Source organism: Rhodobacteraceae bacterium M382, from assembly GCA_025141015.1.
GTDB lineage: Bacteria > Pseudomonadota > Alphaproteobacteria > Rhodobacterales > Rhodobacteraceae > Aliisedimentitalea > Aliisedimentitalea scapharcae.
On the sequence record CP081098.1, the window covers coordinates 3046862 to 3067565 of the forward strand.

At 61.9% G+C, this 20704-nt stretch carries 23 protein-coding genes; 14 read left to right on the plus strand and 9 right to left on the minus strand.

Going from position 1 to position 20704, the window contains the following annotated elements:
- Positions 1-67: 67 nt before the first annotated feature.
- The 11 genes from K3727_14160 to K3727_14210 all read left to right on the plus strand — a co-directional run bounded on the left by K3727_14160 (position 68) and on the right by K3727_14210 (position 10674).
- On the plus strand, positions 68-841 hold the full coding sequence (locus K3727_14160; protein UWQ89938.1) for a DNA repair protein: 774 nt from the start codon (positions 68-70) through the stop codon (positions 839-841).
- Positions 842-969: 128 nt separating this feature from the next.
- Positions 970-2331: a DNA repair protein RadA gene (radA, locus tag K3727_14165; protein ID UWQ89939.1), complete on the plus strand. Its 1362-nt coding sequence runs from the start codon at positions 970-972 to the stop codon at positions 2329-2331.
- 36 nt (positions 2332-2367) lie between these two features.
- Positions 2368-2922: a CvpA family protein gene (locus K3727_14170; protein ID UWQ89940.1), complete on the plus strand. Its 555-nt coding sequence runs from the start codon at positions 2368-2370 to the stop codon at positions 2920-2922.
- A gap of 182 nt (positions 2923-3104) precedes the next feature.
- Complete coding sequence (locus K3727_14175) at positions 3105-3890, plus strand: formate/nitrite transporter family protein (GenBank protein UWQ89941.1); 786 nt, start codon at positions 3105-3107, stop codon at positions 3888-3890.
- Positions 3891-4338: 448 nt separating this feature from the next.
- On the plus strand, positions 4339-5871 hold the full coding sequence (gene purF / locus K3727_14180) for an amidophosphoribosyltransferase (GenBank protein UWQ89942.1): 1533 nt from the start codon (positions 4339-4341) through the stop codon (positions 5869-5871).
- 121 nt (positions 5872-5992) lie between these two features.
- Positions 5993-6553, plus strand: coding sequence for a DUF2199 domain-containing protein (locus K3727_14185; GenBank protein ID UWQ89943.1), 561 nt, complete (start codon positions 5993-5995; stop codon positions 6551-6553).
- Positions 6554-6822: 269 nt separating this feature from the next.
- Positions 6823-7083, plus strand: a complete 261-nt coding sequence (locus tag K3727_14190) for a hypothetical protein (protein ID UWQ89944.1) — start codon at positions 6823-6825, stop codon at positions 7081-7083.
- Between the two features lie 43 nt (positions 7084-7126).
- Entirely contained in the window at positions 7127-7771 is a 645-nt protein-coding gene (locus K3727_14195; protein ID UWQ89945.1) for an SDR family oxidoreductase, read from the plus strand.
- A 216-nt stretch (positions 7772-7987) separates the two neighbouring features.
- Positions 7988-8770 carry a 5'/3'-nucleotidase SurE gene (surE, locus tag K3727_14200; protein UWQ89946.1) on the plus strand — a complete coding sequence of 261 codons (783 nt, stop codon included), beginning with the start codon at positions 7988-7990 and terminating at the stop codon, positions 8768-8770.
- A complete protein-coding gene (locus K3727_14205; protein ID UWQ89947.1) occupies positions 8767-9414 on the plus strand; it encodes a protein-L-isoaspartate(D-aspartate) O-methyltransferase in 648 nt (215 codons plus the stop codon). The genes surE and K3727_14205 overlap by 4 nt, the downstream gene beginning before the upstream one ends.
- A gap of 87 nt (positions 9415-9501) precedes the next feature.
- Positions 9502-10674, plus strand: coding sequence for a LysM peptidoglycan-binding domain-containing protein (locus K3727_14210; protein ID UWQ89948.1), 1173 nt, complete (start codon positions 9502-9504; stop codon positions 10672-10674).
- Positions 10675-10815: 141 nt separating this feature from the next.
- Here the strand turns inward: K3727_14210 and K3727_14215 are convergent, their stop codons facing one another.
- From K3727_14215 to K3727_14245, 7 genes are all read right to left on the minus strand, one after another.
- Positions 10816-11709: an MBL fold metallo-hydrolase gene (locus tag K3727_14215; protein ID UWQ89949.1), complete on the minus strand. Its 894-nt coding sequence runs from the start codon at positions 11707-11709 to the stop codon at positions 10816-10818.
- Positions 11710-11800: 91 nt separating this feature from the next.
- Complete coding sequence (locus K3727_14220; GenBank protein UWQ89950.1) at positions 11801-12640, minus strand: ATP-binding protein; 840 nt, start codon at positions 12638-12640, stop codon at positions 11801-11803.
- A gap of 65 nt (positions 12641-12705) precedes the next feature.
- The gene (locus K3727_14225; protein ID UWQ89951.1) at positions 12706-13362 is read right to left on the minus strand and encodes a TVP38/TMEM64 family protein; all 657 of its coding nucleotides are present in this window, start codon (positions 13360-13362) and stop codon (positions 12706-12708) included.
- 178 nt (positions 13363-13540) lie between these two features.
- On the minus strand, positions 13541-14818 hold the full coding sequence (locus tag K3727_14230) for a tetratricopeptide repeat protein (GenBank protein ID UWQ93388.1): 1278 nt from the start codon (positions 14816-14818) through the stop codon (positions 13541-13543).
- A 159-nt stretch (positions 14819-14977) separates the two neighbouring features.
- A complete protein-coding gene (gene tatC / locus K3727_14235; protein ID UWQ89952.1) occupies positions 14978-15880 on the minus strand; it encodes a twin-arginine translocase subunit TatC in 903 nt (300 codons plus the stop codon).
- A complete protein-coding gene (gene tatB, locus K3727_14240) occupies positions 15877-16365 on the minus strand; it encodes a Sec-independent protein translocase protein TatB (GenBank protein ID UWQ89953.1) in 489 nt (162 codons plus the stop codon). Before tatB ends, tatC begins: the two co-directional genes overlap by 4 nt.
- Positions 16366-16371: 6 nt before the next feature.
- Positions 16372-16599, minus strand: coding sequence for a twin-arginine translocase TatA/TatE family subunit (locus K3727_14245; GenBank protein ID UWQ89954.1), 228 nt, complete (start codon positions 16597-16599; stop codon positions 16372-16374).
- Positions 16600-16836: 237 nt separating this feature from the next.
- On the opposite strand from K3727_14245, the gene K3727_14250 reads away from it, so the two are divergent.
- From K3727_14250 to K3727_14260, 3 genes are all read left to right on the plus strand, one after another.
- Positions 16837-17139, plus strand: a complete 303-nt coding sequence (locus tag K3727_14250; GenBank protein UWQ89955.1) for a hypothetical protein — start codon at positions 16837-16839, stop codon at positions 17137-17139.
- A gap of 148 nt (positions 17140-17287) precedes the next feature.
- Positions 17288-17827 (plus strand): hypothetical protein, encoded by a 540-nt coding sequence (locus K3727_14255; GenBank protein ID UWQ89956.1) that lies wholly within the window; start codon positions 17288-17290, stop codon positions 17825-17827.
- A 113-nt stretch (positions 17828-17940) separates the two neighbouring features.
- Positions 17941-18615 carry a YafY family transcriptional regulator gene (locus K3727_14260; GenBank protein ID UWQ89957.1) on the plus strand — a complete coding sequence of 225 codons (675 nt, stop codon included), beginning with the start codon at positions 17941-17943 and terminating at the stop codon, positions 18613-18615.
- 9 nt (positions 18616-18624) lie between these two features.
- Here the strand turns inward: K3727_14260 and K3727_14265 are convergent, their stop codons facing one another.
- A complete protein-coding gene (locus K3727_14265; protein UWQ89958.1) occupies positions 18625-19476 on the minus strand; it encodes a GNAT family N-acetyltransferase in 852 nt (283 codons plus the stop codon).
- 79 nt (positions 19477-19555) lie between these two features.
- Positions 19556-20656 carry an ABC transporter ATP-binding protein gene (locus tag K3727_14270; protein UWQ89959.1) on the minus strand — a complete coding sequence of 367 codons (1101 nt, stop codon included), beginning with the start codon at positions 20654-20656 and terminating at the stop codon, positions 19556-19558.
- Positions 20657-20704: the final 48 nt, after the last annotated feature.

Here is a 20704-nt window from a genome sequence, read left to right on the forward strand (position 1 = left end):
GTGACCTGCGGCACATAAACGACGCCGGTTTTTCCGTGTTTCCGCCATTTGGTCGGAAAGGAAAATCATGTCCGTCATTCGTTCAATTATCAAGCTTTCTCAAGCACTTTTGTTACAACTCAGCCTGCTTCTCATTTGCCTGATGGCCTTGGGTTCTGTTGCCGTCACCCTGGCCTCTGCGGTCGGCTATCTGCCGTGGGTGCAGTTCGATCTGCGCTTTGGCGACACCATGGTCGAAAACGCCGGGCTGTATGTGCAGATCGGCATAACCGCGCTCTCGGTGATGCTGTTGTTCTACCTGCCGGCCCACTCCCGCATGTTGGCGCTCGAAAGCGCGCACCGCAAATTCGGCATGCAGATGGAGGACGTGGTGCGCGCCTATCAGACCGCCCATGCAGCGGATCGGGCCGGTCAATTCACCATGGCCTCGGAATTTGACGCCATCAAGGACCGGATGGAATTTCTGCGCGACCATCCCGACTTGCGAGACCTGGAACCCGAGGTTCTGGAGGTCGCGGCCCAGATGAGCCAGGTGTCGCATGAGCTGGCCGAAACCTACTCTGATGCCAAGGTCGAACGTGCCCGCACCTTTCTGACACAACGGCAACAGGAGGTCGAAACCTTCAAGTCCCGCCTCGAAGACGCCAAGATCGTCCTGCACGAACTGCGCCAGTGGACGCGGGATGTCGACATCGAAGAATCCATGGCCCGCTCTCAGGTCCAACGCCTGCGGGCGGAATTCTTTGACCTGCTCCCCGAACTCTCTGCCCAACAACCCGGCGACGACGGCGGCGACAGCGTGGTGCCGATCTCCAAACCCAAACCGCGTGGCACCGAATAAAGGACCCTGGCGAACCGCGCCCCTTCATCTCGCCAAAAAAACTCCGGAGCGCGAGGCCGAGCCTCGCTCCCTCACGCGCCGCACGCGCCCCTCTTGAACAAACCGGAAACATCTGCCACTGAACACGCATGGCAAAGAAAACCTTCTCCTGCTCCGCCTGCGGAGCCAGTTTCTCAAAATGGTCCGGCCGCTGCGAAGGTTGCGGCGAATGGAACACCATCGCCCAGGACGCGGGGCTGTCCGCGGGTCCGGCCAGCAAATCGCTGGGCCAGAAACGCGGCACGCCGATCCAGCTGTCGGATCTGTCGACCGAAGAAACACCCCCTCCCCGCACCTGTTGCGGCATGGGTGAACTCGACCGGGTGCTGGGCGGCGGGCTGGTGCCTGCTTCGGCCATTCTGGTTGGCGGTGACCCCGGCATCGGCAAATCCACCCTGTTGCTTCAGGCGGCCGCGCGGTTTGCCCTGTCCGGGCTCAAAACCATCTACGTCAGCGGCGAAGAGGCCCCGGCCCAGGTGCGGATGCGGGCGCAACGGCTGGGGCTGTCGGACGCGCCGGTGAAACTGGCTGCGGAAACCAATCTGCGCGATATCCTGACCACGCTCGAATCGGAAAAGCCGCAACTGGCGATCATCGATTCGATTCAGACCATGTGGGCGGACAATGTGGACAGCGCGCCGGGATCTGTGTCCCAGGTGCGCGCCGCCGCGCACGAGCTGACCAATTTCGCCAAACGCAAGGGCATCTCGGTGATCATGGTTGGTCACGTGACCAAGGACGGTCAGATCGCCGGCCCCCGTGTGGTCGAACATATGGTCGACACGGTGCTCTATTTCGAAGGCGAACGCGGTCACCAGTTCCGCATTCTGCGCGCGGTGAAAAACCGCTTTGGCGCGGCGGATGAAATTGGTGTCTTTGAAATGACCGGCGGTGGATTGGCCGAAGTCACCAACCCATCGGCGCTGTTTCTGTCCGAACGCGGCGAACCCAGCGCCGGATCGGTGGTTTTTGCAGGCATCGAAGGCACCCGGCCCGTGCTGGTCGAACTCCAGGCGCTGGTGGCCCCCTCGCCGCACAGCCAACCTCGGCGCACGGTTGTGGGCTGGGACGGTGGGCGGCTGGCGATGATTCTCGCCGTGCTCGAGGCCCGCTGCGGCATCCCCTTTACGGGGCTCGATGTGTATCTGAACGTGGCCGGCGGCATGAAGATTTCCGAACCGGCCGCCGATCTGGCCGTGGCCGCCGCCCTGCTCAGCGCGCGCGAAGACGTGGCATTGCCTGCGGATACGGTCGTCTTTGGTGAAATTTCGCTCTCCGGGGCCCTCAGACCGGCACCTCAGACAGAAAACCGGTTGAAAGAGGCGCAAAAACTTGGTTTCACCAGCGCCATAGCTCCATCGGGCGGCAAATCCATTTCGGTCTCGGGCCTTTCCTTGCGCAAGGCCCCCGATCTCACAGGATTTGTTGGCGAATTCTTTGGGGCGGGTTAAGGTCGCGACAAAACAACAGGCGGACAGGCGAGGAACATGGAAGGTTTCACCATCATCGACGGGGCAGTTGCCCTGATCATCGTAGTGTCGGCCCTGCTGGCCTATGCACGCGGCTTTGTTCGCGAAGCCATGGCCATCGCAGGCTGGATCGCCGCGGCGATTCTGGCGTTTCTGTTTGCACCCAAGGTCGAACCGCTGATGACCGAGATCCCGGTTGTGGGCGAATTCCTGGCCGACAGCTGTGAATTGTCGATCATTGCCGCCTTTGCTGCGGTGTTTGCGCTGGCGCTCATTCTCGTCAGCTTTTTTACCCCGCTGTTTTCCTCGCTGGTGCAGCGCTCTGCCTTGGGGGGGGTCGATCAGGGGATCGGTTTCTTCTTTGGGGTGGCGCGCGGCGTTCTGCTCGTGGCAATCGCGTTTTTCCTCTATGACGTGGTGATGACCGGACAAAGCTTTACCATGGTCGACGAAAGCCGCTCGGCCGAAGTCTTCCAACGCTTCATCGGCAAGATCGAAGATCGCGATCCGCAACAGGCCATGGGCTGGATCACCGTTCAGTATGAAAACCTGGTGGGTCACTGCGCCAAATAATCTTCGGATAATCCAAACGACCCTAGGGTGCCAGCCGGCACCCTTTTTCATGTCCGGCACAGGTTTCCGATCAACAGCCCCCCGCCTTTCACGGCTCTCCCCGCTCACCACCGGCCAACACATCCCAGCTGTGCGCCCTATTCAGACTTTCGTTCTCGTGCCGATAGTTTATCGTTGGCGGCATGAATGATGATGACATCTTTAGTGCTTACAAACCCCAAAAGATCGCCATTCTGGTGGAAAGCGCCGGTGTAAGTAAGGCAAAGCTGCCGCTGTTTCAGATGTTTGTGCTCGCCGTCCTTGCAGGGGCCTTCATTGGGTTCGGCGGTGTGGCTTACACAGCCGTCATGACCGGAGTAGACCCATCCTTTGGTCCGGCAAGACTGCTTGGGGGTTTGGTGTTCTCGCTCGGTCTCATTCTGGTCATTGTCGGGGGCGCAGAATTGTTTACCGGCAATGCTTTGATGGTCATGGCGGCTGTCGACCGAAAAATTTCTGCGCGCCAATTGCTGCGAAGCTGGGCGGTTGTGTATCTTGGGAATCTTGCAGGCGCATCGGGACTTGCGTTGGCCTTTGGGTTTTCCGGCATTTTGCAGGGTCCATTGGACGTTACTGCAGCATCGATCGTGCAGGGCAAAGCCGCGCTGGCCCCATTGGACGCCTTCGTTCGCGGCGCATTGTGCAACGCGCTTGTGTGTCTCGCAATTTGGCTCAGCTTTGCGGCCCGAACCGTTTCGGGAAAAGTGCTGGCAATTCTCTGGCCAATTAGCGCGTTTGTTCTGCTTGGCCTCGAGCATTCTGTTGCGAATATGTACTTCTTTCCTCAGGGGTGGCTGGCTGGGTCCGACGTGACCGCCAAAGAGGCTTTGACCAATTTGGTCTGGGTCACCTTGGGAAACATTGTGGGCGGAGCCGGCGGTGTCGCATTGGCATACCGATATGCCTACCTTGGGGGCACCACGCGCTGACATCACGATGACCGCCCAGCCCCGCACTCTGCAATCCGACTCCTGCCCCCCACCCCTTGCGGCTGGTTTCCCCCTCCCCGAATGTGATCCTTTCGTGACATGTGGCCTGCAACCCTCTATGTGAGGGCATAAGATCTGCCACGGATTCGGAATCGCCCTTTGCCGACGCTGCCCAAGCCTTGTTCCGCCCAGCCCGCGCCGCATTTGCTGCGCCTGCTCGGACAACGCGAATCGTGACCGGTTCTTTCCGCAAAACGGCCCTGACGCCTCTTTGGACGCCGCACGCAGCCCCCGATTTGGCCGCGTCCTGTTCAGCGCAAAAAAGACGCATCACAAAGTCGCTTTTTCATCTGTCTTCCTTCCCTCGGACACGTTACATGACGCCCGCTGGAACCCCGGTGCCACACCCGTCGGCATCGGCTGAACACTCACGAATTGGAGCCCTTACATGTGTGGGATTTTGGGGATCGCAAGCCGCAATCAGGACGTCTTTGCGGAAATCTATGACGGTCTGCTGATGCTCCAGCACCGGGGCCAGGATGCCTCGGGGATCGTCACCTATACCGGCGAGGTCTTTCGCGAACGCAAGGCCAACGGCCTGGTCAAGGACGTGTTCAGCGCCAGCGACAGCGAAACCCTGACCGGCAAGGTCGGCATGGGCCATGTGCGCTATCCCACCGCCGGATCGCTGTCCGCGTCCGAGGCGCAGCCGTTTTTCGTCAATGCGCCCTATGGCATCTATCTGGTGCACAACGGCAATATCACCAACACCGAACAACAGCGCGAAAAGGTCACCGCCAAATACAGCCGCCACCTGCGCACCACCTCGGATTCCGAAATCCTGCTCAATGTGCTGGCCGACAAGGTCGCTGACGCCATCAAGGTCAACGGCAACGCCGACCCGATCCGCAACCTGTTTGCCGGGGTCAAGATGACCATGGAACGCATCCAAGGGGCGTATTCGGTGATCTGCCTGATCGCCGGCGTTGGCATGTTGGCCTTTCGTGACCCCCACGGCATCCGCCCCCTGTCGGTCGCCAAACGCGACGCCGACGGCGATAGCGATGGCACTGGCACTGGCGATGATTTCGCCTTTGCGTCCGAAGACGTGGCCTTTGGCATCAACGGCTTTAAGAAGCTGCGCGATGTGAAACCGGGTGAAGCGATCCTGATCGACCTGGACGGCAACATGCATGAATTCCAGGCGGTCGAAGGCAACCTGACCCCCTGTATCTTTGAATATGTCTATCTGGCGCGCCCCGATTCCATGCTGGACGGGATTTCGGTCTACAAGACCCAGATGCGCATGGGCCAGACGCTGGCCAAACAGATCGAAGCCGCAGGGCTCGACATCGACCGCATCATCCCGGTCCCCGACAGCGCCCGCCCCGTGGCGCTCGAAGTGGCCAAGGCCACCGGCATTCCCTACCGCGAAGGATTGGTGAAAAACCGCTATGTGGGCCGGACCTTCATCATGCCCGGTCAGGCCGAACGGCAGAAATCCGTACGTCGCAAGCTGAACGCCATCCCGCTGGAATTCGACGGCCACAATGTCCTGCTGATCGACGATTCCATCGTGCGCGGCAACACCATCAAAAAGATCGTGCAGATGTGCCGCGAAGCCGGTGCCAAAAAGGTCTATATCGCCTCTGCATCGCCGCCGGTGAAATTTCCCAATGTTTACGGCATCGACATGCCGACCAAACATGAACTGATCGCCAGCGAACAAAGCATCGAGGAAATCCGCGACGAATTGGGTGCGGATGCGTTGTTCTATCAGGACCTCGACGATCTGATCTGGGCCGCCAAGGAAGGCAACCCCGACATCGACCAGTTCGACTGTTCCTGCTTTGACGGCAATTATGTCACCGGGCTGAGCGACGGGTATCTGCAAAGCCTGGAAAGCAGCAGCCGGGTCAGCCAGAAGATCAAGGACATGCCGGTTCCCGGCACCTCCTGGAACGCCGCCAAACTGGCCTGAGTTCGAGACGCGACCGGATTGCACTCGCGGTCGCTGCCGGATAAGTAAGCCGCTCATTTACACGCACGCGCTGGTCATTTTCTTGGCCAGCGCTGTTTCTTTGCAAAGGACTTCTGCTGGCATGGACAGGGATCTCGCACGATTGATGAATTCCCGGCGCAAATGCCGGTGTTGTGGTGCGAGTTTTGCCCAGCTGCTGAGCCTGGAGTACGACCGCCCCGATCCCTGCCCGCCGGATTTGCCCAAGCTGGACAATTCCGCATTGCTGATGGAGCGCGGAGACGTTCTGACCGAAGACTTCTGCCGGGTGGACGATTACCGGTTTCTCCGCTCGGTTCTGGTGCTGCAGCTGGGTGATGGTCCCAACGAAATGGTGCTGGGTGTCTGGTGCGCGGTCAGCATTGATCACTTTGATGCCTATGTCGATCTGTTCGACGGTCAGGAAACCACCGATCTGGGGTCGATTCCCGGTTGGCTGTCCAGCGCGGTTCCACCGGGCAGCGAAATCCCGATGTCCTGTGTGCTGCACATGCAGCCCGACGATCAGCGTCCCGAGGTGGAAATCACCGAACGCGGGAATGAGCTGAAGATGCTGCAGGAAACCGGGCTGGATCTGATGGATCTGTTGCAGATCCTGCATGATTATGGGCATGATCTGGCCTCTCTGGTGCACGACTCCTGACCCTGAGCCCCCTTCGTCTGCCCCTCGTCTATGGTGTCCGGTCCTTGGGCTCTGGTCTGTGGAGCTGTGGGTCAACCCCGGCATAACAGCCATGCAACGGGTGCATTGCTCAGGTGCGGGTTTGCGCCGACGCCTGCTCCAATCTGCGGTTTCCCGCCGTCCACGCCCGCACCGGCGCTGTCGCCTCCTGATCACAGATGCTAGGCCGCCGCTTCACGCTTGTGACCTATGACGACACTGAACACGCCTCGGCGCCCGAAAGACATCACATGACAAATACATCCTCGACCGGTCCGGTTGCCGCCCATGCAACCGAAATCTCGGTCCTGAACCGCAATGCGCTGAACCTGCTGGGTCTGTTTGGCCCCGCGCAGGACATGCGCGCCCTGGTCCGCCTGCCCGGCGGGCGCGTGATCCAGGTTGCCCGTGGAAGCCGCCTCTCCGGTGAAACCGTTGCCGCGATCGACGAAACCGGGGTGATCCTGCAAAAACGCGGCCAAACGCGACGCATTGCCATGCCCTCGGAGTGATCCGGCTCTTGACCCAGACGCCGGACAGGATCACAAGGCAGCCATGACACAGATTGCCCTGATCACCGGTGCCTCCCGCGGGCTTGGCGCAGCGCTTGCCGAAGCTCTGGCACCCACTCACCACATCGTGGCCGTGGCCCGGACCACTGGCGCGCTCGAAGAATTGGACGACCGGATCCAGGCCGCTGGCGGCAGCGCCACATTGGCACCGATGGACATCACGGACCCCAAAGCCATGGCCACCCTGTGCCGCGGTATTCACGACCGCTGGGGGCCGCTGCATCTGTGGGTGCATACCGCGATCCACGCCGCCCCGCTGAGCCCGGCGAATTTTGTCGCGGCCAAGGATTGGGACAAGTCGCTGGCCGTGAATGCCACGGCGACCTCGGTACTGATCCCCTATGTTGCACCATTGTTGGGCCAACAGGGCCGCGCCGTGTTCTTTGACGACCCGCGCGCAGGTGCCAAGTTCTTTGGCACCTATGGGGCCACCAAGGGCGCGCAGATGGCGCTGGCCCGGTCCTGGGCTGCCGAAACCGTCAAGACAGGCCCCCAGGTCCGGGTCCTGACTCCCAAACCAATGGCCACCGCCATCCGGGCCCGGTTCTTTCCCGGCGAAGACCGCGCGGCACTCGCCACGATTCAAGAGGAAGCCGCCCGGCTTCTGCCCGAGATCCTGGCAGACTGACGGGCCTCCCGCCCCCCACCTGTCGCCGGGTGCGTGCAAGCACACACCCTACAGGGTCAGCGCTTCGGGTGTAGGGTGTGTGCTTGCACGCACCCCTGGCATCCGCGGCGGTAACGTGGCGACATCCATGTTTTCGCCCCGCCCCGCTGCCAAACGCTTGCCCCGGCTGCATCCCCACCTTATGCAAGGATTATTGCAGGCAAACGGGGCATTCACATGCGTATTCTCATCACCAACGACGACGGCATCAATGCGCCAGGGCTGATCGCCTTGCAGGACATCGCAACGGATCTTGCCGGTGCAGACGGCGAAGTCTGGACCGTTGCCCCCGCGTTCGAACAATCCGGCGTCGGCCATTGCATCAGCTACACCCATCCGATGATGTTCTCGCAACTGGGCCCGCGCCGCTACGCCGCCGAAGGCTCGCCTGCGGATTGTGTCCTGGTTGGCCTGCACGAAGTGCTCAAGGACACGCCGCCGGACCTGATCCTCTCCGGGGTGAACCGGGGCAACAATTCAGCCGAAAACGCGCTCTATTCGGGCACATTGGGTGCCGCGATGGAGGCCGCGCTGCAAGGCGTGCCCGCCATGGCCCTGTCGCAGTATTTTGGCCCTGCCAATTACAAATCCGACGCCCCCTTTGATACCGCAACCCGTCATGCGCCCGCCCTCGTGCGTAAAATCCTGGCAGCCACCCCGACCGAACAGGCCGACTATCGCCTGTTTTACAACATCAATTTCCCGCCGGTCCTGCCCGACGATGTCAAAGGCACCCGCGTCGTGACCCAAGGGTTCCGGCGTGGCAGCAATTTTTCGGTCGAGCCGCATTTTTCGCCCTCGGGCAAACGCTTTGTCTGGATCAAGGGCGGCAACCAACAGATCATGACCGAACCCGGCACCGATGCTGCCGTCAATCTGGACGGCTATATCTCGGTCACGCCCATGCGCGCGGATCTGACCGCCCATGACACGCTGGAGGCCCTGAAGGGAATCGAATGACCGGACCCGGTGCCGAAACCAAGATGCAGTTCCTGTTTGCGCTGCGCTCCAAGGGGGTCACCGACGCCCGGGTGCTGAACGCCATGGAAGAGATCGACCGCGGACCCTTTGTCCGCGGCATCTTTGCCGAACGCGCCTACGAGGACATGCCGCTGCCGATCGCCTGTGGCCAGACCATCTCGCAGCCCTCGGTCGTGGGCATCATGACCCAGGCGCTGCAGGTGGCCCCGCGCGACAAGGTGCTCGAGGTGGGGACCGGTTCCGGCTATCAGGCGGCCATCCTGTCGAAACTGGCCCGTCGGGTCTATACCGTGGACCGCCACGCCCGTCTGGTGCGCGAAGCCCGCCAGATCTTTGAGGCCGAAAACCTGGTCAATATCACTACCCTGATCGGCGATGGCAGCCATGGCTTGCCCGACCAGGCCCCGTTTGATCGCATTCTGGTGACCGCCGCCGCCGAAGACCCCCCCGGCCCGCTCTTGGCGCAGCTCAAGATCGGGGGTATCATGGTGGTGCCGGTCGGCCAGTCCGACGCCGTCCAGACCCTGATCCGGGTGCATCGCACCGAACAGGGGTTCGACTATGACGAACTGCGGGCTGTCCGGTTTGTACCCCTGCTGGAAGGTCTGGGGAAAGAAAGCTGAAACGGGCCCGTGTGCCCGACAAGATTTAAGTGTATCAGCCCCCGCATAGAAGGGGTTCCCTTTGAGGCCCGTATCGAGGATTCCGTGATGAGTGTGACAGCCCGCCGCCCCCGTTTCATCCTGACTGCCCTGCCCATTGTCGGGCTGCTGGCGGCCTGTGATGCCCCTCTGGATTTCGACCTGCGCGGTCAGATCGGTGCGTTCAACACCACCGAAGCCGCCCAGGCCGCCACCGCAAAACGCCCGGCCCCGGATGCCCGCGGGCTGATCACCTACCCCAACTATCAGGTCGCCGTGGCGCGGCGCGGCGACACCGTCAACGACGTGGCAACCCGGGTCGGCCTGCCGGTCAGCGAAATCGCCAGGCTCAACGGGGTCAAACCCGACGACGCGCTGCGCGCCGACGAAGTCCTGATCCTGCCGCGCAGCGCTCCGGGGTCCAGCGCCGCACCGGGCGGCGTGGATATCGCCTCTCTGGCCGGGGATGCCATCGACAGCGCCCCGGACACCACACCTGCACCGGGCTCGGTCGCGACCTCGACACTGGATCCGACCCCGGCCACGCCACTGGTGACCAAGGTCCAGCCCGGCCCCGAACCGGTCCGCCACAAGGTCGAACGCGGTGAAACCGCCTATACCATCTCGCGGCTCTATCAGGTTCCGGTCAAGGCCCTGGCCGAATGGAATGGTCTGGACGCAGATTTTGCCATCCGCGAAGGCCAGTTCCTGTTGATCCCGGTCAAGGACCAGCCGGTGCCGCGCAGCGCCGCCGTGGCCACGACGGACCCGGGCCAGGGCTCATCGACCCCAACCCCGCCCAGCGCCACAAAACCGCTGCCGGATGAAAAGGTCTCGACCAAGCCGGTCGAAACCCCGGACGTCAAGGTCGCGCCGCCCACCCGCACCAGCCAGGCCGAAATGGTCTATCCGGTTCAGGGCAAGATCATCCGGACCTACGCCAAGGGCAAGAATGACGGCATTGATATTGCCGCCGCGCCCGGAACAGCGGTCAAGGCCGCCAATGCCGGAACCGTGGCCGCGATCACCGCCGATGCCAATCAGGTGCCGATCATCGTGGTGCGCCACGACGCCCAGCTGCTGACCGTCTATGCCAATGTCGATCAGATCAAGGTCAAGAAAGGCGATCGCGTCACCCGCGGCCAGAAGATCGCCAGCCTGCGCGGCGGCAGCGACGCCTATTTGCATTTCGAAGTGCGCAACGGCTTTGATTCCGTCGACCCGCAACCCTATTTGAACTGATCCGCAGATAGACGCTGACGCGTCTTGCCTCCGGCGGAGGTATTTGGACCCAGAAAGAAGCAGCGCGCGCGCCACTGCATTTGGGTCCGATCCTCTGCCTGGCGCAGATCACATCCTGGGCAACCGGGCCTGCGTATCATTTTACGCGGAGGTGTCCGCCTCCAGGACCGCGCGCAGATTGTCCCGATGCACGGCGTCATAAGCCTCATGATAGATCAGCGCGCCAGTGCGAAAGCTGTCGGCCGCAAAGGCCTGCAACGTCAGATCCGCCAGATCAGGGGCCTGACGACAGCGCAAAAGCCGGGACACATAGCTGTGTGTCGCAGAGATGAGCGATGTCGCATAGCCGCCTGCCGCAATGCGGTCGGGATCACCGTGACAGGGGAAAACAGCGTCCACATCCCAGGTCTGCAGGCGTTCCAATTCCGCCAGATGCCGTGACAGACGTTCCGGTTCGGCCACATAGGTCGCGCAATCTTCGAGCGCGTCACCAGCAAACAGCAGACGGGTCTGCGGCAGATACAGCGCCGTGCCGTCAAAGCTGTGAATATCCAGCGGGCGCAATTGTGCCGTCATGGACCCGACCTGCACCGTCAGGGTGCCATCGAACACCTGGGTCGGCATCACCAGCGGAGATATCGGCGGGGTCGACCGGGCATAGCTGTCGCGTTTTTCCGCCAACGCCTGTGCAGTCTTTCGGCTGGACAGGATCGGACAATCCGCAAACACCTCTGTTCCGGCCACATGATCGCGGTGGTGATGGCTCAGCGCCACCCGGATCGAGCGGGCCCCGCGATGTTCCAACTCCCTGCGGATCACCCCGGCATGGGCCAGCGATATGCTGGTGTCATAGACCAACGCTTCGCCGTCGCTGATCAGGGCATAGCTGGCAATGCCAAGCTCATAGGCCGCATCATCCAGCCAATTCCACGACGGCGACACCAACCTGCGACCGGGCACGCGCCCATCGTAAAAGGCCAGCACCCCCTCGGCCGGTTCCAGAACTCTCAGCGTCGACGTCGAGACCCCGTGCATTGGCTCCTCCCTGTTTGACCTTGCTTGGGTGCCGGGTGGACAGCTGTCACTTGTCCCTGCCCTGACAGGGCACCCAATCCCGCGGCACCGCCTAGAGATGCACGCCGTTGCGCCCGGCCAGATCGACAAAGAACTGCCAGGCCACACGCCCCGAACGCGACCCGCGGGTCGCCTGCCATTCGATCGCCTCGGCGCGCAAGGTGTCGGAATCCACGCTGACCCCATGCGCCGCGCAATAGCCGTCGATCATGGCCAGATATTCATCCTGGGTACAGGGGTGAAAGCCCAGCCACAGACCAAAGCGGTCGCTCAGCGAGACCTTTTCCTCGACCGCTTCTGAGGGGTTGATGGCGCTGGAGCGTTCGTTTTCGATCATGTCGCGTGGCATCAGGTGACGTCGGTTCGACGTGGCATAGAAGACGACGTTTTCCGGGCGCCCTTCGATGCCACCATCCAGCACCGCCTTGAGGCTCTTGTAATGCTGGTCATCATGGCTGAACGACAGATCGTCACAAAACAGGATAAAGCGATAGGGCGCGCTGCGCAGATGGTTCAGCAGCCGCGCCACCGACCCCATGTCCTCGCGTTGCAGTTCGACCAGTTTGAGATCGGGGAACTCTGGATGAAGCGTTCCGTGTATCGCCTTGACCAGGCTTGATTTCCCCATGCCGCGCGCACCCCACAACAACGCGTTGTTCGCCTTAAAGGCCTGGGCGAACCGGCGGGTGTTGTCCACCAGCGTATCGCGGGACCGGTTGATCCCGACCAGCAGGTCCAGATCCACCCGGTTGACCTGGGCCACCGGCTCCAACCGGTCCGGGTCCACATGCCAGACAAAGGCCGACGCCGCGGCAAAATCCGGCGCGGCCAACGGGGCCGGTGCCATCCGTTCCAGGGCCTGCGCGATGCGGGTCAATGCGGTTTCATCCATGGTGTGCTCACCCCTTGTACGTCCTGAACCGGTAGAAACCATGTTCTGTCCTAGACAGCAAGACATCACCAGCCCCCGGTCCACCCCAGCCGCCGGATCAGGACATGCACCAACATGACGATGGCAATACAGACCACCGACAGCCCCAACAGGGTCGCCCACTCCAACGTCTTCATCTGCGCGCCCAGATAGGCACACAGCACCGTCACCGGCAGGATTCCAACACCGGTTGTCCAGCCAAAGGTCCAGACCCGGACCCGCGTGAACCCGGCCGCATAGTTGATCAGGTTAAAGGCGATCACCGGGATGAACCGGCACAACAGCAACGCCAACGCCCCCCGGTCCCGCGTCCAGCCGTCCACCCGCCCGGCCTGGCCTTCGGGCAGCCAGCTCAGCACCAGCTCCCGGCCCAGCCAGCGCGCCAGAAAGAATGCGACAAAGGCCCCGATCATGGCGCCGATCCAGATCACCGCCGTGCCCAGCAGCGTGCCAAAGACCGCCCCCGCACACAGCGCCAACAGCTCGGCGGGAAACGGGACAAAACTGTGCAGGATCATCAACCCGATCACGACCATCGGGGCCCAATATCCAAACCTGCCCAGATACAGCGCCATGTCCTCGGGGCTGGGGATCTCGGCTCTGGCCTGCCAGACGGCCACGGTGCCGGCTGCACACAGCCCGATCAGCACAAAAGCTGCGACTTTCCGCCCGGACCATCCCATGTCTGCTGTTCCTGATTGCGGTTTGCGGCACTGAAACCATGGGTCATCCTAGCGCATTGCCGCCGCAATTGCACATGTCACCCCTGCGGGACCCGGACAGACGCGCCGTGTGGTCAGGCCAACAGGGTACGCACGGGGCCCACGGGGCCGCGTACAGGGCGCTCCGCACCGGTCGCGGTCAGTGCTGCAATCCCGCAACCGCATGGTCATGCGCAGTATGGGGGCGGCGCAGATCCAGACATCGCCGCGCTTCCTCGACACAGCCCGCGCCCAACAAGGCGCTGACCAATGCGATTTCCAGAACGTCCCGCTGCGCCCGGCTGCCACCGATGCGTTCGTGTTCGCTCATCACCCCGGTCATCAGCTGCACCGCCTGCCCCGGATCCTGCGCGGCAAGCGCCCGGAAACTCTGTGCCAGAGCCGACACCACCGGGGCGGCTGGTCCCTTGGCCCCATCAATCACCGTTTCCAATCGCTCGGTCTGGCCGGACATGGCATGGGCCAGGGCCGCGTGAACATCGGCAAAGGCCAACCCCGGCTTGGGAAACATGCGCGCGGCATAGTCGCTGACCTGACGCCAGCGCTCAGGCGCAACCTCCACCCCCGCGGCCGCGGCCCGATACAAAAGCGCGGCGCTGTCGGTCAGCACATTCAACGGCGGGGCCGCCGACCGCTGGGGGCCAACGGACCGGTCGAACACCGACCACATCTGTGCCACCTCTCCCCGTGCCAACGCCCATAGGGCGACATGCCAGCTCATGTGACAATGCAAATAGGCCGTCTCGGGATACTCGGACCAGAACCCGTGGATATAGTCGAACCCGGCTTCGGTCTCGCCGTTTTCATAATACAGATGCGCCCGCACATGGGCACTGTGCGCGCTGTCCGGCTTCAACGCCAATGCGCGTTCGATATTATCCGCCGCCGGGCCTGTCTGCCCGGCCTCCATCTGGGCAAAGGCGTGCTGGCACAGAAACCACCAATCCTCGCCGTACTGTGGGGCCAACACGGTGGTATAGGCCAGTTGTTCGGCCTCGCGCCCGGGTTGGCCGGAAAATCCGATCAACCCAAAGACGCTGGTACAGCTCTGCGCCAACAGGACATCTCTCGGGTGGTCCGCCACATGGGCCCGCACCCGGCCATACGCCTGTGCAACACGCCCCTCGATCATATCGCCCAAAATATCAATCTGGGCGGCTTCGCGGGCGGTGACACCGCCCAATCGGTCCCGTGCCTCGGCCAGCGCAGCGCGGGCTTCGGCCCCGCGACCGCACAGTTGGAAATACCGCGCCAATCCGATCCGGGCCATGGCAAACCCGTCGTCGGCCGCAATGGCCGCGCGAAACGCGCCCTCGACATCGTCACTGGCCGCAAGCAGCCGGTCGACCCCGTCAACATAGGCATCGCGCGCGCTCTGCGATTGCGTTGTCACATCACTTCCGTATCTGTCTTTCAACATCTCACCCTCACACCCGAACAAAAGAACCTTTGGGACAAACAAAACCCCAAATCAGGCACAAGGCAACAGTCTTGGCTCCGGCAACAATTGGTGACCCACAACCAAAAAAGGCGCACCATCCCGGGTGCGCCTTTCCTGTTTCTCGCTATTCAGCCGTTACTTGTCGGCTTTGTCATCCTCGTCGAATTCCGCCATCAGCGGGTCGTCGAAATGGCCATCATCCGCGTCGTCCTCGTCGTCGTAATACCCTTCGGCCCGCAGTTTTGCTTCGCGTTTGGTTTCAACCCGACGCACCAGGAAGATCGAGATTTCGTACAGACCATAGACCACCACGAACAGGATCACCTGGGTGATCACATCCGGCGGCGTGACCAATGCGGCCAACACCAGGATCGCAACCACGGCATATTTGCGCACCGCGCCCAATCCTTCGGCGCTGACCAGACCGGCCTTGCCCATCAGGGTCAACAGCACCGGCAGCTGGAAACACATGCCAAACGCCACGATGAATTTGATCGTCAGGTTCAGGTATTCCTGGGCCGAGCCTTGGAACACCACGCTCAGCGGCGCGGCGGCGCCTTCGGCAACGGCTTCGCCCTCGGCCCCAAACTGCTGGAACCCCAGGAAGAAATCATAGGCCAGCGGTGTCACCACATAGAACGCAAAACTGGAGCCCAGCAGGAACATGAATGGCGACGCAATCAGGAACGGCAGAAACGCGCCTTTTTCCGAATTATACAGCCCCGGCGCCACAAACCGCCACATCTGCAACCCGATATAGGGAAACGACAGGATCAACCCGCCCAGCAACGAGACCTTGATCGCAACAAAGAAGCCCTCTTGCGGCGAGATAAAGATCAGGTCGCAATCCTGGCCCCGTTCGGACAACACCTGACACAGCGGCGCGGTCAGGAAATTGAAAATCGGGGTCGCGACAGTGAAACAGATGATCATCCCGATCAGAAACGCCACCACCGAATGAATCAAACGGGACCGCAATTCGGTCAGATGTTCGATCAACGGGGCCGAAGAATCGTCGATGTTGTCTGTCTGACTCATGATTTCGCCTCATCTTGCGGCCCGTCTTGCAGCCCGTCTTGCGGCTTCAGCGCCGCTTCGGCCTCGTCCGCCTTGGCCAACGCCTCTTCGGCTTCGCGGGCCTTGCGTTCCGCAGCCGCGCGGGCTGTCGATGCCTGGATCTTCTTGGCATCCTCGGCCCGTTGCGCGGCCAGCTTGCCGGTTTCGCTGGTGGGGTCGAACTTGGTCGGATCAATCGAGCTTGTCAGATCCTTTGTCGCCGATTTCACCCCGTCCAACGCGGTGTCCAACGGGTTGGTGGCCGCCTTGAGCCCCTTTTGCAAATCGCCCACCCCTGCTTCGTCAGCGGCGTCGTTCATGGCCTTGCTGAATTCGCGGGCCATGCCGCGCGCCTTGCCGACCCAGCGGCCGACATTGCGGAACAGGACCGGCAGGTCCTTGGGGCCCACAACGATCAGCGCCACGACGCCAATGACCAACAGTTCGGTCCATCCAAGATCGAACATGCGGGGTTATGCCTTGTCTTTGCCAGATTCGGGGTCGGTTTCCGAAGTCACGTCTTTGACCTCTTCGGTCATATCTTCTTCCAGCTCCTTGGAGCCTTCGTTGATGCCCTTCTTGAACGATGTGATGCCTTTGCCGACTTCGCCCATCAGCGAGCTGATCTTGCCCCGTCCGAACAGGACCAGAACCACAACAGCAATCAGCAGGATGCCGGGAAGACCGATATTGTTAAGCATGTGTATTCTCCTTGATGTCATCGGCACCATCCCCGGTGCCGGTCATATGTATGTGTGGGGTTGGTTCTACGCCCCCCCCGGTGCCGCGCAAACCCGCATGGGATCAAAACCATGGGGATACGGGTCGGAATCCGCAGAAATTTTTGAACACCCGCATCCAACTGACAGGTTTATGTCAGTTGCTATGGGGTAAATCCACCCCATCCAAACCACCAATCACTCCAAGGAGATGGAAAAATGACAAATCACGTCGCAGAAATCGTGACTTTCAAACTGGCCCCAAATGTCAGTATCCCGGATTATATCGCGCTCAGCCAAAAGTCTGAGGCCTTCTGCCGCCAGAATCCCGGCTTTCGTCATCGCCAGCTCAGCCGTGGCGACGATGGCACCTGGACCGACTATGTCATCTGGTCCGACATGGACACGGCCCGGGCCGTGGCCGAAACCTTTACCGAACAGGAGTTCGCCCCGGCCCTGATGGCCGCCATCGTCCCCGACAGCGTCACCATGCGCCACGAAACGGTGCATTGGGCGATCTGATCCCATCCTACCCGCCAAAGATCTGTCCCCCGTCCCCTGATCGGGGGGCAGATCGCGCCAAATTGCGCCGATTTCGCCCCTTGTCCCCGGTGCCAAACCCGGCAACAGTCGCCATCCGATATGACTGTTTTTCCGAATGTGGTTTTGAATGACGACACCCTTTGTCTCCCTCTCCAACCTGCTCGCCGACCCGCCGTCGCTGACCGACACCCCCCTGCTTCTGATCGTCGCCGCCACCCTGGGTCTGATCGTCGCCGGTGCACTACTGTGGGCGCGCAGGCGCAAACGCCCAAAATGGATTGTTCTGGATGGTTCCAACATCATGCATTGGAAGGACGGCACCCCACAGATCCAGCCGCTGTACCAGGTCATCCGCCATCTCGAATCCCTGGGCTATGCGCCCGGAGTGGTTTTTGACGCCAATGCCGGCTATCTGATCGCGGGGAAATACCAACACGACAGCGCTCTGGGCAAACGGCTCAAACTGCCCGTCGACCGGGTGATGGTGGTGCCCAAGGGCACCCCGGCGGACCCCTTTATCCTGACCGCCGCCCGCGACATGCAGGCCCCGATTGTGACCAACGACCGGTTTCGCGACTGGGCCCAACAATTTCCCGAAGTCCAAAAGCCGGGGTTGCTGATCCAGGGGGGATACCGGGCGGGTCAGCTGTGGTTGAAATTCGACTGACCGGGAAATGGACTGGGGCATTGACTGGGGCACTGACCGGCGCATTGACTGGGGCACAGTGTTGGCCCAGGTCCACTTGACGCCCCCGTCCCCCTGCCCCAAACCTTGATCCCATGCGCCGCACCGACCGCCTTTTTGACATCATCCAGATCCTGCGCGACGGACAGTTGCACCGGGCCAAGGATATCGCCGCGCGGCTCGAAGTGTCGGTGCGCACCATCTATCGCGACATGGACACGCTGGTCGCCTCGGGTGTGCCGGTCGAAGGCGAACGTGGTGTCGGTTATATGGTGCGCGAACAGATCACCCTGCCGCCGCTGAACCTGACCCCCGAAGAGCTGGAGGCGCTGAATCTGGGCATGGCCATCGTCGCCGAGGCCGCCGATCCCGATCTCAAATCCGCCGCCCTATCGCTCAGCGACAAGATCGACGCCGTCTTGCCGACCCAGACCATCGCCGAAGCGGACGCGTGGAAATTCGCCGTCTACCCCTTTGCCGATGCGGCGCGCGGCTTTGCCCATATGGCGACCCTGCGCGCGGCGATCAAATCCCGCCAGAAACTGCACCTTAACTATCGCCGCATCGACGGCACCCTGACCAGCCGCACCATCCGTCCGTTGCATATGGAATATTGGGGGCGGGTCTGGACGCTGACCGCGTGGTGCGAATCCCGCAATGATTTCCGCGTCTTCCGCGTCGATCTGATCGAACAGGCCGACGCGCTGCCGGAACTGTTCGTGGATGAACCGGGCAAACGGCTCATCGACTATGAACCGGATCACGGCTGACCCCGACGCTCAGCCCAATTCGAACGACGTCACCCCGAATATCCGGGTCACATCCAGATCCGGCGCGGCACCGCGATACATGCGCGCGGTTTCAAACACCGGCGCTAACCCCAACGAGTGCGCCAGCGCCACCGCCTGCGCATTGGGTTCCGGCACATCCAGAAACACCTCCTGCCCGGCGGGCAGATCCTGCAACAGCCGCGCCAGCACGGTTTGCGCTGCGTCGTGCGATGTCGCCACCAGCGGCCCGATCTTAGACCCATTCCGACAGGGGCGCAGGGTGCCAAACGCCACCGTTTCCGGCCCGCGCCGCGCCCGGATCGACAGATGCCCCGGTGCGCCCAGCCAATCTCGCCAGAACCCCTGACGGTTCGCCGGAAACACGCTGCGATCCAACGCTTCCAACGCCGCATCGGGCGCCGCCACGATCTCCAACGTCAATTCCTCCGCCCCGGCATTCAGCGCCCGTGGCACCCCGCCATAGCGGATATTGCGCCACGCCAGATCAAAGCCGGAGCGCGCATAATTGTCCTGCTGATCCACGACACCGTCCAGCCCGACCACCCGACCGCCCGCATGGTCCAGCGCCGCCTGCCACAGCCGCAGGCCCAATCCGCGCCCGCGCCACTGCGGCGCAACCATGTAGAACCCGAGAAAGGCAAACCCGTCGTCATAATTGACCACCGAAATCGCGGCGACCATCTCGTCCCCGATCCAGCCGCCCCAAAACCCGGCCCGATCCACCCAGGCGAAACAGGCGGCATCCTGATGGCCCGGATTCCAGCCTTCGGCCGCCGCCCAATCCACGGCGCGCGCCACATCGCGGATGCCCATCACCCGAATGTCGAAATTGTCTGTCATTGGTTGTGTCCTGCCCACCCAGTCATTCCTGCCCGGTCCTTTTCGACCGCACAGTCGCACACTCAGGACAGTCGCACACTCAGGCCGGGAAGACAAAGCAGCGATTGCGCCGCACGGTCAACCACATCACACGCCCCTCTTCGGGCAGAAACACATTGGGAACCGTCGCCTTCAGCACCGATCCGTCGTAATCCATGCGAAATTCAACCAGGCTCTCATGTCCCAGAAACCGCGCCCGTGTCACCACGCCGCGCGCCGCAACCCCATCGCTGGGCGTGGGCAGCGGGCCGCCGCCCTGGCGGTCGAAATCCAGGCGCACATGCTGGGGGCGAAACACGATGTCCACCTCGGTGCCATCCGGCACGCCGGGTGCCAGAAACTGACCAAAGGGGGTCTGCGCCAAAGCCCCTTGAACTGTCGATCTCAACACGTTGGTATCACTGAAAAAAGCCACCGCCGCGCGATCAACGGGGCGGGTATAGACATTATAGGGCGCGCCCTGCTGCACGATCTTGCCGCCGCGCATCAGCGCGATTTCATCGGCCATGCGCATGGCCTCTTCGGGTTCATGCGTGACCAGCAGAACCGCGGTGTCTTCTTCCTTGAGCAGGCTCAGGGTTTCGTCGCGCACCCCGTCCCGCAGCCGGTTGTCCAGCCCAGAAAACGGTTCATCCATCAACATGATCCGCGGCCGCGGTGCCAGCGCCCGCGCCAATGCCACCCGCTGTTGTTCCCCACCCGACAATTGATGCGGATAACCATCGATGAACCGGGTCAGATGCACCCGCTCCAACAGCTCCTCAACCCGGGCGCGTTTCTCCTCGCGCGGACCGTTCAACCCAAAGGCCACATTTTCGGCCACGCTCAGATGTGGAAACAGGGCAAAATCCTGGAACATCAACCCGATCTCGCGCCGTTCGGGCGGCACCCGGAACACCGTGTCGCAGATCAGCTTGCCATCCACATAAATTTCGCCGGAATCCTGCATTTCGACGCCGGCAATCATCCGCAACGTGGTGGATTTCCCGCATCCTGACGGCCCCAGCAGACAGGTCACCTGCCCGGCCTGAATGCGCAATGACACGTCATCCACAACCGCACGCCCTTCGAAATGGCGCACCAGATTGCGGATTTCCAACCGCGGGGCCGGCACAGGCTGCGAAAGAGAATGTGGGGTCATGCGGCCTCGTTCAGGTTTCCGATCAAAATCATCGGATATAACATGCAG

Coding starts and splice junctions, on each gene's coding strand:
- K3727_14210 (UWQ89948.1), top strand. CDS start 9,502: ATGAGTGTGACAGCCCGCCGCCCCCGTTTCATCCTGACTGCCCTGCCC.
- tatC (UWQ89952.1), bottom strand. CDS start 15,880: ATGAGTCAGACAGACAACATCGACGATTCTTCGGCCCCGTTGATCGAA.
- K3727_14220 (UWQ89950.1), bottom strand. CDS start 12,640: ATGGATGAAACCGCATTGACCCGCATCGCGCAGGCCCTGGAACGGATG.
- K3727_14265 (UWQ89958.1), bottom strand. CDS start 19,476: ATGACAGACAATTTCGACATTCGGGTGATGGGCATCCGCGATGTGGCG.
- tatB (UWQ89953.1), bottom strand. CDS start 16,365: ATGTTCGATCTTGGATGGACCGAACTGTTGGTCATTGGCGTCGTGGCG.
- K3727_14170 (UWQ89940.1), top strand. CDS start 2,368: ATGGAAGGTTTCACCATCATCGACGGGGCAGTTGCCCTGATCATCGTA.
- K3727_14215 (UWQ89949.1), bottom strand. CDS start 11,709: ATGCACGGGGTCTCGACGTCGACGCTGAGAGTTCTGGAACCGGCCGAG.
- K3727_14205 (UWQ89947.1), top strand. CDS start 8,767: ATGACCGGACCCGGTGCCGAAACCAAGATGCAGTTCCTGTTTGCGCTG.
- K3727_14225 (UWQ89951.1), bottom strand. CDS start 13,362: ATGGGATGGTCCGGGCGGAAAGTCGCAGCTTTTGTGCTGATCGGGCTG.
- K3727_14190 (UWQ89944.1), top strand. CDS start 6,823: ATGACAAATACATCCTCGACCGGTCCGGTTGCCGCCCATGCAACCGAA.
- K3727_14195 (UWQ89945.1), top strand. CDS start 7,127: ATGACACAGATTGCCCTGATCACCGGTGCCTCCCGCGGGCTTGGCGCA.
- K3727_14160 (UWQ89938.1), top strand. CDS start 68: ATGTCCGTCATTCGTTCAATTATCAAGCTTTCTCAAGCACTTTTGTTA.
- K3727_14250 (UWQ89955.1), top strand. CDS start 16,837: ATGACAAATCACGTCGCAGAAATCGTGACTTTCAAACTGGCCCCAAAT.
- purF (UWQ89942.1), top strand. CDS start 4,339: ATGTGTGGGATTTTGGGGATCGCAAGCCGCAATCAGGACGTCTTTGCG.
- K3727_14260 (UWQ89957.1), top strand. CDS start 17,941: ATGCGCCGCACCGACCGCCTTTTTGACATCATCCAGATCCTGCGCGAC.
- K3727_14185 (UWQ89943.1), top strand. CDS start 5,993: ATGGACAGGGATCTCGCACGATTGATGAATTCCCGGCGCAAATGCCGG.
- K3727_14175 (UWQ89941.1), top strand. CDS start 3,105: ATGAATGATGATGACATCTTTAGTGCTTACAAACCCCAAAAGATCGCC.
- K3727_14255 (UWQ89956.1), top strand. CDS start 17,288: ATGACGACACCCTTTGTCTCCCTCTCCAACCTGCTCGCCGACCCGCCG.
- K3727_14245 (UWQ89954.1), bottom strand. CDS start 16,599: ATGCTTAACAATATCGGTCTTCCCGGCATCCTGCTGATTGCTGTTGTG.
- K3727_14270 (UWQ89959.1), bottom strand. CDS start 20,656: ATGACCCCACATTCTCTTTCGCAGCCTGTGCCGGCCCCGCGGTTGGAA.
- radA (UWQ89939.1), top strand. CDS start 970: ATGGCAAAGAAAACCTTCTCCTGCTCCGCCTGCGGAGCCAGTTTCTCA.
- surE (UWQ89946.1), top strand. CDS start 7,988: ATGCGTATTCTCATCACCAACGACGACGGCATCAATGCGCCAGGGCTG.